Source organism: Rhizobium altiplani, assembly GCF_001542405.1.
GTDB classification, from domain to species: domain Bacteria; phylum Pseudomonadota; class Alphaproteobacteria; order Rhizobiales; family Rhizobiaceae; genus Rhizobium; species Rhizobium altiplani.
In genome coordinates this window covers 126,309-138,132 of sequence record NZ_LNCD01000003.1, presented here as the reverse complement: position 1 = coordinate 138,132, position 11,824 = coordinate 126,309, and the positions used below count along the sequence as shown (strand labels likewise).

Genomic DNA, 11,824 nt, shown 5'->3' with positions numbered 1-11,824 from the left:
GTGCTAGCACATGAAACTGTATGAAGTCGATTGCCGTAGATGGGAAAATGGCGTTGCAGTGACAGCATGGGTCTGTGCTAGGTTTCTCAGATGAACGACATCTCGAATGAAAGATTCTTTGCCGACGTACCCGTTTTCACCGATTTCGAGCGGGTAACCGATACGAGCAATTATCACCCGCTTCCCGACGGCTGGTTCCTGGCCCTTGCCGACATCGTCGGTTCGACGCAGGCGATCGCCGCCGGCCGCTACAAGGACGTCAACATGGCGGGCGTCAGCGTCATTTCAGCCGTCCTGAATGCGGTTGACAAGGGCGACTATCCGTTCGTGTTTGGCGGCGATGGTGCCGTGGTTGCGCTGCCGGGGAACCTCGAGAATGCGGCGCGAAGTGCACTGGCTGCAACGCAGCGATGGGTAGAGGAGGAAATGGGCCTGACGCTGCGCATTGCGGTCGTCCCGCTTGCCGATATTCGCAAGGAAGGCCTGGACGTTCGCGTCGCCCGTCACGCCGCCAGCCCCTTCGTAACCTATGCCATGTTTGCCGGCGGCGGAGCCAGCTGGGCCGAGCGCCAGATGAAGGCCGGACGCTACGGCGTCGAGCCTGCACCGCCCGGGACGCGGCCGGATCTGACCGGTCTCTCCTGTCGGTGGAGCCCGATTGCGGCGCATAATGGCGAGATCGTCTCCATTATCGCCGTACCGGCCGAGGGCGGGCGCCCCAGCCCGGAGTTTCGCAAGCTCGTGATGGAGGTGGTGGCTATCTCTTCAGAACAGGGCCGTGGCGGCCACCCGATTCCCGTGGATGGCCCTGAATTTGCCTTTTCGATGCAGGGCGTCGATCGTGAGGCACGGGCAACCGCACTGCCGGGAAAGAGACTGCTGCGGAAGCTGATCATCCTGCTACAGATCGCTCTCGTGATCGCCCTGCACAGGCTGGGCATCAAGCTTGGCCGATTCGATGCCCGGCGCTACACGCAAGACGTGTCCGGAAATTCCGATTTCCGCAAGTTCGACGACGGGCTGAAGATGACGATCGACGTCGATGCCGGCCATCTCGCCCGTATCCAGGCGCTCCTCGAAGAGGCGAAAGCAAAGGGCATTGCCCGTTACGGCCTGCACCGGCAGTCCTCGGCGCTGATGACCTGTTTCGTCCCGACGCCGGTGTCACGCGACCACGTGCACTTTATCGACGGTGCCAGCGGCGGCTACGCCGTCGCTGCCAGCCAGATCACCGGCAAGACGCTGTCGGCAGTCAATATCACGCCTTGACGATGTGGTCGGCAAACAGCCCGAGGCGCGTGAAGACATTGCGGGTGTCTATGATCAGCGGTGCACGATCTGCGATCACCGCATAGTCGAGCTGATCATGGTCGGTTGCGACAAGAACTGCATCGTAGGCTTCCAGGGCCCCGGGCGTGAGATCGACCGATTTCCGGCCTTTCAAATGCTGATATTCGCGCGTCGAGGGGATCTCACCGACATGGGGATCGTGATAGTCGGCCTTGCCGCCGCGCTCTTCGATGATCTCCATCAGGCGCAATGAAGGGCTCTCGCGAATGTCGGCGACGTTCTTCTTGTAGGCGAGGCCAAGGATCAGGACCCGCGAGCGGCTGAGCGCCTTGCCGGCCTTGATGTCGAGTGTTTCGGCAAGTTTGCCGACGACATAACGCGGCATCGCCGAATTGATCTCGCCAGCGAGCTCGATAAAGCGCGTCGGCAGCTCGTATTCGCGGGATTTCCAGGTGAGGTAGAAGGGATCGATCGGAATGCAGTGGCCGCCAAGGCCCGGGCCCGGGTAGAAGGGCATGTAGCCGAAGGGTTTGGTCTTGGCCGCGTCGATCACTTCCCAGACATCGATTCCCATGGCGGCGTAGACGGTCTTCAGCTCGTTGACGAGCGCGATGTTGACCGACCGGAAGATGTTTTCGGTCAGCTTGACGGCTTCTGCAGTGGCGTTGGAAGACACCGGAACGACGGTTTTGACCGCAGCGCCGTAAAAGCTCTTCATCAGCGCCAGGGCCTCTGCGCCATCGCCGGCGACAACCTTCGGAATTGTCGCCGTGTGGTAGTGCTGGTTGCCCGGATCCTCACGCTCGGGCGAGAAACCGATGAAGAAGTCGCGGCCGGATTTCAGGCCGGTTTTCTCCAGGATGACCTTGACGACATCATCCGTGGTGCCCGGATAGGTCGTCGATTCCAGCACCACAAGCTGGCCAGCACGCAGATGGGCAGCAATCGACCGTGAGGTTGCCTCCACAAAGGAAAGGTCAGGATCGCGATGCTTGGTGAGCGGCGTCGGAACACAGATGACAATGACGTCGCAGGCCGCAAGCCCGGCAAAATCCGTCGTGGCCGAAAAGCGCTGGCCGTCAATTTCGGCAGCGAGGTCGTCGCTTGCGACCGCATCGATATAGGAACGCCGCGCATCCAGGGAGACGATCTTGTTGGGGTCGATGTCAAAGCCCGTGACAGCAAAGCCGCTGCGGGCAATGGCGATTGCCAGCGGCAAGCCGACATAGCCGAGGCCTATGACACCGGCTCGGGCATTGCGGGTTTCGATCTTGTTTGAAAGGAGGTCGTAGGTGGAGGAACTCGCCAAGGCAGGTCTCATCATAGTGCTGAAGGTACCTTGATCTAATGTAAGAGCGCACCAATTGAAACCCGCCGCCAGGGCAATGCCCGCCGACACAACCGCGAAAACGCGCGCTGCGGCTGTGCCTCGATCCTCCCGCAGTCCCGACCAGTGTGACCAAAAAGGCGCGGATGCGCCAAGAGATTTCACTGCAGGGTCAGAAAATGCGCAGATACCATTGTTTGGGATTGGCCCCGTGCCTATTTACATCGAATAACGAACCACGAGAAAGGACTGCCTGTCCTGCCCACTTTATCAAGGGTTTGACAGGTGCCGCTGCCGGGCTCCCGGCAGATCGTTGACACAATATTACCGCTCGTCCATCCTCCTTCCCGCCCTGCGCACGGCGTTGCTGCAGGCCGGGTTGCCGACGCTTTTCGGGAATGGACGTGCTTTATGAGGATACTACCAAGAATGGGCACGATCGAATCCAGCGTCTCCTCTATTTTGTTGGATCGGGTCGCTGAATGGCTGACGAATTCGTCGCTGGCCGGAGATGACCTCGAAAACATCGTTCGCGGGTTCTGCGAGCGTATTGCGGCGGCAGGGCTGCCGATCGCGCGCGTGCATCTGACGTTTTCGATGCTGCACCCGCTTTACGACGCGTTGAGCTTTACATGGCGACGCGCAAGCGGTGTCACGATCGAGGGTTATCGCCATGCCGCCGGGCAGAAGCCGGACCGCTTCCTGCAGAGCCCCTACTACTATCTCCTGGACAACAACCTCCAGCACATCCGTCGCCGTATACCGGCCGATGGCCCGGCCGAATTCCCGGTCTTCCTCGATCTGCGCGATGAGCGCATCACCGACTATCTGGCTTTCGTCCAGCCATTCGGCGATGGCTCCGTCCAGGGCATGATGGGCTCATGGTCGACGGATAGCCACGCCGGTTTCTCCGACGACATGATCGATGCGCTGTTGCGCATGCAGAACCATCTTGCCGTTGCCGCGAAGATGGCGGTCTTAGGCAAGCTCGCCAACAACATGCTCACCACCTATCTCGGCGGCGATGCGGGAAAGCGGGTGTTGAATGGCCAGATCCGCCGTGGAGACGGCGAGACGATCCGTGCGGCTCTCGTCATGGGCGATATGCGCCAGTCGACCGTGTATGCCGAAAAAGAGGGGCGGCAGGCCTACATCGACACGCTGAACCAGTTCTTCGACGCGATCGCTGCGCCATTCAACCGCAATGGCGGCGAGATCCTGAGCTTCCTCGGCGACGGTTTCCTGGCCGTCTATCCCTGTGGCCGACACAAGGATCCATCCAAGATTGCCTGTCAGGCAGCCCTTTCCGCGGTCCACCAGGCGCAAGCTCGTGTCGCGGAATTGAACCGGGAGCGACTGGATGCCGGCCTGACCAAGGTTTCCTACGGGATCGGCCTGCACGTCGGCAACGTCATGTTCGGCAATGTCGGCCTCAAGGATCGCCTGACTTTTTCGGCGTTCGGCTCGGCCGTCAACGAGGTTCAGCGCCTGCAATCGCTGACGAAGAAATATTCGAGCGAGGTCATCGCAAGCCAGGCCTTTGCCGGCTACTGCGGCGGCGAGTGGCGCACGCTCGGCGAGGAAAAGCTCCGCGGCATCCGCCAAAAAGTCACGGTCTTGCAGCCGCATGTGCCAGCGCCCGTCCTGCATGTCGAGGAGAATTTCCGCGAGGTCGCACCGGCCGCACTTTCCGAGGCGGAACAGGTCATCCTGCTTCATCGCGATGCTAGAAAGCAGGCCAAAAGGCCAGCCGTGGAGGAATTCATTCAGTAAGGATGCTGGCAGACCGATTTAGCCGAGATTTAATCTTCCCCAGCCTGTAAAATGCCAGGGTTTTCACGTGTCCGTCATCAACTGGACACCCCGATTGCGGTACGATAGTGTGCCTTAACGGGAACATAGAAAAACTGGGGAATTTCATTGGTATGGCGTCCGCCTCGGATCTGTTGCGCATCGAGAACCTCGACGTTTCCTTCTCGGTTTTCGGCGATCGCCTGCGCGTCGTAAAAAACGCGAATATCCGTATTTTGCCGGGCAAGGTCACTGCGCTCGTCGGAGAATCCGGCTCAGGCAAATCGGTCATCAGCCAGAGCATCATGGGCATCCTGCCAAATCCCGCAACGGCCGAGGGGCAGATCCTCTTTACCGACCCGCTGGATGGCAAGACGACAGACATTCTCCGCTATTCCCGCGACAGCGAGGAGATGCGTGACCTGCGTGGCCGCCGCATGGCGACGATCTTTCAGGAGCCGATGACCTCGCTGTCGCCGCTCCACACCGTCGGCAATCAGATCAGTGAAGCGCTCCTCATCCACACGGAGGCCGACAAGCAGGAAGCACGCGAAAAGACCGAGGAGATGCTGGGTCTTGTCGGCTTTGCCAATCCGAAGCGCACGTTCGACATGTACCCCTTCGAGCTCTCGGGCGGCATGCGCCAGCGCGCGATGATCGCAATGGCGTTGATCTGCAATCCGGCGCTCCTGATTGCCGACGAGCCGACGACGGCGCTCGACGTGACCATCCAGGCACAGATCCTGGAGCTGCTGCGCGACCTGCAGCACAAGCTCGGAATGGCGATGCTGCTGATCACGCATGATCTCGGCGTCGTTGCCAACATGGCCGACGAGGTGGTGGTGATCTATCATGGCGAGATCATGGAGGCGGGACCGGTCGAGTCGATCTTCCGCAATCCGCAGCATCCTTACCTCAAGGGTCTGATGGCTGCCGTGCCGCATTTCGACATGAAGCCCGGCGAACGTCTCAAGGCGCTGCGCGACGTGCCTGTCAACCTCGAGTCCCTGATCGGCAAGAAGAAGGTGAAGGCCGAAGGGCCGGAGATCCTGCTTTCCGTCAATAACCTCTCCAAGACCTTCAAGACCCGCAATCGCGGCCTTTTTGGAACGCGCGAAGCTGCGGTCGTTCATGCTGTCGACGATGTCAGCTTTGACATCCGCCGGGGGGAATGCCTGGGGCTCGTCGGCGAATCCGGCTGCGGCAAGACGACCGTCAGCAAGATCCTGATGCGGGCCGTGACGCCCAATGGTGGCTCGGTGATCTTCAATGACGGCAAGGACGTCATCGATGTCCTGTCTGTTTCGGGCGACGATCTGCAGGAGCTGCGCACCAAGATACAGATGGTGTTCCAGGATCCGGTCTCGTCGCTGTCACCGCGCATGACCGTGCGCAATATCCTCAGCGAGCCGCTGGAGATCCACGACCGCGGAGATAGCGCCGAGCGCAAGCAGAGGGTAGAGGCGCTGATGGGTGCGATCGGCCTCGACCGGCGCTATCTGAACCGCTATCCGCACAGTTTTTCCGGCGGGCAGCGCCAGCGCATCGGCATTGCGCGCGCGCTGGCACTCGGGCCAAAGCTCATCATTCTCGACGAGCCAGTGTCGGCGCTCGACGTTTCCGTCCAGGCACAGATCCTGAACCTTTTGAAGGACCTGCAGAAGGATCTCGGGCTGACCTATTTGTTCATTTCGCACAATCTGGCGGTCGTCGACTACATGGCCGACCGCATCGCGGTGATGTGCAAGGGGCGCATCGTCGAGATTGCCCCGCGCGAGATCATTCTGCGCGATCCGGTGCATCCCTATACGAAGTCGCTCTTGGCGGCGGTCCCCTTCCCCGACCTCAACCGGCCGCTCGATTTCGAGGAGCTGAGAAGGAACGGCGCCGCAGACAAGCAGAACTGGGGCATTACCTTTACGGCGGAGCATGATGATGCGTCCGAGCTCGCCTACGCTGATCTCGGCAACGGCCATCTTGTGCGTGCCCGCAAGGGTGCAGACGCAAAGGAGCTTCGCTCATGGTAACGCGGCGCACGTTTCTCGGTGGTCTTATCGGTTCGGCAGTGCTGCCCTCGGCTGTCAAGGCGGCGGCGGATCGCGATATCGAACCCGAATTCCTGAGGGATTGGCTGCGCGCAGGGCGCATTCCTCCCATGGTGGATCGCCTGCCGACGCATCCGCGGATCGTCAAGATGAAGGATACGGGGCGCCAGCCCGGCGTCTATGGCGGGACGGTGCGCACGATCATCGGCAGCCAGAAGGATATCCGCTACATGACCGTCTATGGCTACTCGCGCCTGGTCGGTTACGACAAGCATCTGATGTTCCAGCCGGATATTCTCCTGGGTTTCGAATCCAAGGATGACACGGTCTTCACCTTCCATCTGCGCGAAGGTCACCGCTGGTCCGACGGCGCACCCTTTACGGTGGACGATTTCCGCTACTGGTGGGAGGACGTGATCCTCAACAAGGATCTGACACCTGGTGGTGGCGCGCTCGAGTTGCGGCCTCACGGCACGTTGCCGAAATTCGAAGTGCTCGACGCTTTGACAGTTCGCTACACCTGGGAGCGACCCAATCCGATGTTCCTGCCGGCGCTTGCCGGTCCGCTGCCGCTCGTGATCTTCGGGCCGGGGCACTATCTCAAGCAGTTTCACAAGAAATACCAGGACGACTTCCGTATTTCGGCGCTGATGAAGGAAAACCGCGTCAAGAAGTGGGCGGATCTGCACATCAAGATGTCGCGTTCCTCGCGTCCTGAAAATCCGGACCTGCCGACGCTCGATCCCTGGCGCAACACGACGCCGCTGCCGGCCGACCAATTCGTGTTCGTGCGGAACCCGTTTTTCCATCGGATCGATGAAAACGGGGTGCAACTCCCCTACATCGACAAGTTCATCCTCAACGTCAGTTCATCCTCGATCATCGCCGCCAAGGCGGGCGCCGGTGAATCCGACCTGCAGGCCACTGGCGTCGACTTCAACGATTACACCTTCCTCAAGGATGCCGAAAAGCGGTTCCCCGTGAAGGTCAACCTGTGGAAGCAGGTGCGCGGATCGCGCGTGGCGCTGCTGCCGAACCTCAACTGCGCCGACGAGGTCTGGCGCAAACTGTTCCGGGAAACTCGTTTCCGCCGGGCGCTGTCGATGTCGATCGATCGGCATGAGATCAACATGGTTGCCTTCTATGGTCTCGGCAAGGCAAGCGCTGATACCGTTTTGCCCGATAGCCCCCTCTTCAGACCCGAATATGCGGAAGCCTTCATTGCTTATGATCCCGATCAGGCAAACAAGCTCCTGGACGAGCTCGGGCTGGCGAACCGTGGCGCCGATGGCATTCGCCTGTTGCCAGATGGTCGTCGTGCCGAAATCACCGTGGAGACCGCTGGCGAAAGCAACCTCGACACGGACGTTCTGGAACTGGTGCGTGATCATTGGTTTGAGGTCGGTCTTGCTCTCTACACCCGCACCTCGCAACGCGACGTTTTCCGCAGCCGCGCCATGAGCGGCACGATCATGATGTCGATCTGGTACGGCATCGAGAATGGCGTTGCGACCGCGGACATGTCTCCGGGGCAGCTTGCACCAACCGTCGACGATCAACTGCAATGGCCGCTTTGGGGGATGTATCACCTGTCGGCAGGGCAGGAAGGCAGCGCGCCGGACCTGGAGGAAGTGAAGCAGCTCGTCGCCCTTCTCAAACAGTGGGGCGATACTACGAGATTCGAGGAGCGAGAGGTGATCTGGCATCAGATGCTGGCGCTCTATACCCAGCAGGTCTTCTCGATCGGCCTCATCAACAGTACGCTGCAGCCGATCGTCAGATCCGCCAGATTGCAGAACGTGCCGGATCAGGCCCTCTATGGTTTTGATCCGACATCCTATCTCGGCCTCTACATGCCGGATGCCTTCTGGTTCAAGGAGGCTTGAGGGATGCTGAAATACATCCTCTGGCGCGTTGCCGCGATGGTGCCGACACTGTTCATCATCTCGGCGCTGGTTTTCACCATTATCGAACTTCCGCCGGGCGACTTTTTCGAAAGCCAGATCGCCGAGCTGCGTGCGCAGGGCGAGAGTGCCAACCTGCAGGAAATCGAAGAACTCCGGATACAATACGGTTTCGACAAGCCTGAGATCGTCCGCTACTTCTTCTGGGTCGGCGGCATGCTGCACGGGGACTTCGGCTATTCGTTCGAATACCAGTTGCCGGTCTCGGAAGTCGTCGGCGATCGTCTCTGGCTGACGATGCTTGTTTCCTTTACGACGATCCTGCTGACGTGGTTGATCGCCTTTCCGATCGGGATCTATTCGGCGACCCATCAATATAGTTGGGGCGACTACGGGCTGACCTTTCTCGGCCTGCTCGGCATCGCCATCCCGAACTTCATGCTGGCCCTGATCCTGATGTACTTCGCCAACATCTGGTTCGGCGTCTCGATCGGCCACTTGATGGACCAGCGGTTCCTCAACGAACCGATGAGCTGGGAAAAGGCGCGGTCCATTCTCTCGCATCTGTGGATTCCGGTCATTATCGTCGGCACTGCGGGGACGGCCGGCATGATCCGGCGGCTTCGCGCCAATCTGCTCGACGAGATGCAGAAACAATACGTCGTCACCGCCCGTGCCAAGGGGCTTCACCCGCTTCGCGCGCTCGTGAAGTATCCGCTGCGCATGGCTCTCAACTTCTTCGTTGCCGATATCGGATCGATCCTGCCTTCGATCATCTCAGGGGCGGAAATCGTCGCCATCGTGCTGTCGCTCGAGACGACAGGCCCCATGCTCATCAAGGCCCTGCAGAGCCAGGACATGTATCTTGCGGGTTCGTTCCTGATGTTCCTCGCCTTCCTCAACGTCATCGGGGTGCTCGTCTCCGATATCGCACTTGGCTTTCTCGATCCGCGTATCCGCCTGCAAGGCAGGAGCACCAAATAGATGTCGCCCTTGCCACCGCCCGGCGCCCCGATGCCGCATTATGTTTCGACCGCACCCTTCGATCCCATGGCGACCGAGGGGATGACGGCTGCGCAATCGCGCATCCACCTTGCCTCGCAGAAGCAGTTGATGTGGTGGAAGTTCAAGCAGCACCGGCTGGCCCTTGCCTCCGGTATTTTTCTGCTTGCGCTCTACTCCATGATTATCGTCGTCGAGTTCATTGCGCCCTATGGGCTGCATACCAAGAATGTGGACTTCATCCATTCCCCGCCACAGCGCGTGCACTTCTTCCACGATGGCAAATTCGTCGGCCCCTTCGTCTACGGGCGCAGCATGTCGCTCGATCTCGACACCCTCCATCGGCTTTACTCCGACAAGCCGGATGAGGTGCAGCCGATCCGCTTCTTCTGCCGCGGCGATGCCTACAAGTTCTGGGGACTGGTCAAATCGGATCTTCACCTGGTTTGCCCGGCTGTCGGCGGGCAGATGTTCCTGCTTGGCACCGACCGCCTCGGCCGTGATGTGCTGTCGCGCATTCTCTACGGCGCCCGCATTTCGCTGACGATCGGCCTGATCGGTATCGCCATCAGCTTCTGCCTCGGGATCGTCATCGGCGGATTGGCAGGCTATTGGGGCGGGATCTTCGATCTGATCGTCCAGCGCCTCATCGAAGTTCTTCAGTCGCTGCCAAGCCTTCCGCTCTGGATGGCGCTGGCGGCGATCATGCCTGTCACGTGGAGCCCCATCGTCATCTATTTCGGGATCACGGTCATCCTCGGTATCATCGACTGGACTGGTCTTGCGCGAGCCGTGCGCTCGAAGCTCTTGGCCCTGCGTGAAGAAGATTATGTCCAGGCTGCCCAGCTGATGGGCGCCAGCACGCCGCGCATCATTGGCCGACATCTCGTTCCAGGCTTCATGTCCCACCTGATCGCCTCTGCCACGATCTCGATTCCCGGCATGATTCTCGGTGAGACGGCGCTCAGCTTCCTTGGCCTCGGTCTGCGCCCGCCGATCACCAGCTGGGGCATTCTGCTGACGGAAGCAAAGAGCGTAAGCGTCATCGCCTTCTATCCATGGTTGCTTTTTCCGATTATACCTGTCGTTCTGGTGATTTTGGCGTTCAACTTTCTGGGAGACGGCTTGCGCGATGCGGCAGATCCCTACAAATAGCGGCCAGCCCGGCGGAGCACTGCTTTGTCTTTTGACGGCCAGCAAAAAACCGGCGGTGCTCGTATGATCCACAGCGCAGAAGGATTGCCCATGGCACGGCGCCTGGAAGATGCCCGTATCCTCATGTACAGCCACGACACGTTCGGGCTCGGCCACTTGCGCCGCTGCCGCGCGATCGCGCATGCGCTCGTCGAGGACTATCGCGGGCTTAATATTCTGATCATCTCCGGAGCCACGATTGCCGGCGCGTTCGACTACCGGGCGCGCGTCGACTTCGTGAAGATCCCGAGCGTCATCAAGCTTCGCAACGGCGAATATACGTCGATGGCGAGCCATATCGATCTGCATGAAACGCTGAAGATGCGTGAGTCGAGTATTCGACACACCGCCGAAACCTTCCAGCCCGACATTTTCATCGTCGACAAGGAACCGATGGGTCTGAAAGGTGAGGTCGAGGATACGCTGGCCTATCTGAAGGCGCAGGGCACCGTTCTGGTGCTTGGCCTGCGCGAAATCATGGATGCGCCGCACCTGCTTGATGCCGAATGGAAGCGGAACGGCATCATGCAGAAGATCGACCAGTATTACGATTCCATCTGGGTTTATGGACCGCCTGATTTCTACGATCCGCTGATCGGCCTTGACGTTCCGGCAAGTGTGCGCCGAAAGATGGATTTCGTCGGATTTCTGCAGCGCAGTGTCTCGACGAGCAAGACCTCGATCAATGCGCGCTCGGACAATTACATCCTGGTCACGACCGGCGGTGGTGGCGATGGCTCCGATCTCGTTCACGATGTCATGAACGCCTATGAGCAAGACCCTACCCTGCAGCAAAAGGCGCTTGTCGTGCTCGGCCCCTATATGCCGGCTGCCGAGCGCTCAAAGCTGGTGGCCAAAGGGTCCCGCATTCCCTACATCGAGGTGATCGAGTTCGACAATCATATGGAAGAGCTGATCGTGGGCGCCACCGGCGTTGTGGCCATGGGTGGCTATAACACCTATTGCGAAATCCTTTCATTCGACAAGCCTGCACTCATTGTTCCCAGGGTGAAGCCACGCGAAGAGCAGCTACTGCGCGCCAGGCGAGCAAGTGAGCTTGGCCTGATCGACATGCTGCTGCCGGACCAGTCGGCAGATCCCAAAGTGATGTCCGAGGCCCTGAAACGACTGCCCGAACGCGCACCGCCGTCCAAGAGCGGCTGTACCTTGCAGTTGCAGGGCCTCGATCACATTTCGCAGACGGTCGGGCATTGGCTGGATGGCCGGGGCCCGCATCTGTCCGTCGTCGGGGCCGAGTGAAGAACAAGATC

Annotated in this window: 8 protein-coding genes; 7 read left to right on the top strand and 1 reads right to left on the bottom strand. The window is 59.9% G+C overall.

Annotated features, from left to right (window positions below; all coding sequences use genetic code 11):
• Positions 1-90 precede the first annotated feature (90 nt).
• Complete coding sequence (locus tag AS026_RS01295; protein WP_062368429.1) at positions 91-1,269, top strand: DUF3095 domain-containing protein; 1,179 nt, start codon at positions 91-93, stop codon at positions 1,267-1,269.
• Here AS026_RS01295 and AS026_RS01290 read toward each other — a convergent pair.
• Positions 1,259-2,614 carry a nucleotide sugar dehydrogenase gene (locus AS026_RS01290; RefSeq protein WP_205634440.1) on the bottom strand — a complete coding sequence of 452 codons (1,356 nt, stop codon included), beginning with the start codon at positions 2,612-2,614 and terminating at the stop codon, positions 1,259-1,261. The two genes, AS026_RS01295 and AS026_RS01290, sit on opposite strands and share 11 nt — an antisense overlap.
• 432 nt (positions 2,615-3,046) lie before the next feature.
• Here AS026_RS01290 and AS026_RS01285 point away from each other — a divergent pair, with 432 nt between their 5' ends.
• The 6 genes from AS026_RS01285 to AS026_RS01260 all read left to right on the top strand — a co-directional run bounded on the left by AS026_RS01285 (position 3,047) and on the right by AS026_RS01260 (position 11,813).
• A complete protein-coding gene (locus AS026_RS01285) occupies positions 3,047-4,390 on the top strand; it encodes an adenylate/guanylate cyclase domain-containing protein (protein ID WP_062368427.1) in 1,344 nt (447 codons plus the stop codon).
• Positions 4,391-4,542: 152 nt separating this feature from the next.
• Positions 4,543-6,435: an ABC transporter ATP-binding protein gene (locus AS026_RS01280; RefSeq protein WP_062368426.1), complete on the top strand. Its 1,893-nt coding sequence runs from the start codon at positions 4,543-4,545 to the stop codon at positions 6,433-6,435.
• Positions 6,429-8,339: an ABC transporter substrate-binding protein gene (locus tag AS026_RS01275; protein WP_062368425.1), complete on the top strand. Its 1,911-nt coding sequence runs from the start codon at positions 6,429-6,431 to the stop codon at positions 8,337-8,339. Before AS026_RS01280 ends, AS026_RS01275 begins: the two co-directional genes overlap by 7 nt.
• Before the next feature lie 3 nt (positions 8,340-8,342).
• Positions 8,343-9,341 carry an ABC transporter permease gene (locus tag AS026_RS01270; protein WP_062368424.1) on the top strand — a complete coding sequence of 333 codons (999 nt, stop codon included), beginning with the start codon at positions 8,343-8,345 and terminating at the stop codon, positions 9,339-9,341.
• Positions 9,342-10,514, top strand: coding sequence for an ABC transporter permease (locus AS026_RS01265; RefSeq protein ID WP_062368423.1), 1,173 nt, complete (start codon positions 9,342-9,344; stop codon positions 10,512-10,514).
• Between the two features lie 90 nt (positions 10,515-10,604).
• Positions 10,605-11,813, top strand: a complete 1,209-nt coding sequence (locus tag AS026_RS01260) for a glycosyltransferase family protein (protein WP_062368475.1) — start codon at positions 10,605-10,607, stop codon at positions 11,811-11,813.
• Positions 11,814-11,824: the final 11 nt, after the last annotated feature.

Excerpts from the sequence above, each read along its gene's own strand:
- AS026_RS01295 (WP_062368429.1), top strand. The coding sequence starts at position 91 with ATGAACGACATCTCGAATGAAAGATTCTTTGCCGACGTACCCGTTTTC.
- AS026_RS01290 (WP_205634440.1), bottom strand. The coding sequence starts at position 2,614 with ATGATGAGACCTGCCTTGGCGAGTTCCTCCACCTACGACCTCCTTTCA.
- AS026_RS01285 (WP_062368427.1), top strand. The coding sequence starts at position 3,047 with ATGGGCACGATCGAATCCAGCGTCTCCTCTATTTTGTTGGATCGGGTC.
- AS026_RS01280 (WP_062368426.1), top strand. The coding sequence starts at position 4,543 with ATGGCGTCCGCCTCGGATCTGTTGCGCATCGAGAACCTCGACGTTTCC.
- AS026_RS01275 (WP_062368425.1), top strand. The coding sequence starts at position 6,429 with ATGGTAACGCGGCGCACGTTTCTCGGTGGTCTTATCGGTTCGGCAGTG.
- AS026_RS01270 (WP_062368424.1), top strand. The coding sequence starts at position 8,343 with ATGCTGAAATACATCCTCTGGCGCGTTGCCGCGATGGTGCCGACACTG.
- AS026_RS01265 (WP_062368423.1), top strand. The coding sequence starts at position 9,342 with ATGTCGCCCTTGCCACCGCCCGGCGCCCCGATGCCGCATTATGTTTCG.
- AS026_RS01260 (WP_062368475.1), top strand. The coding sequence starts at position 10,605 with ATGGCACGGCGCCTGGAAGATGCCCGTATCCTCATGTACAGCCACGAC.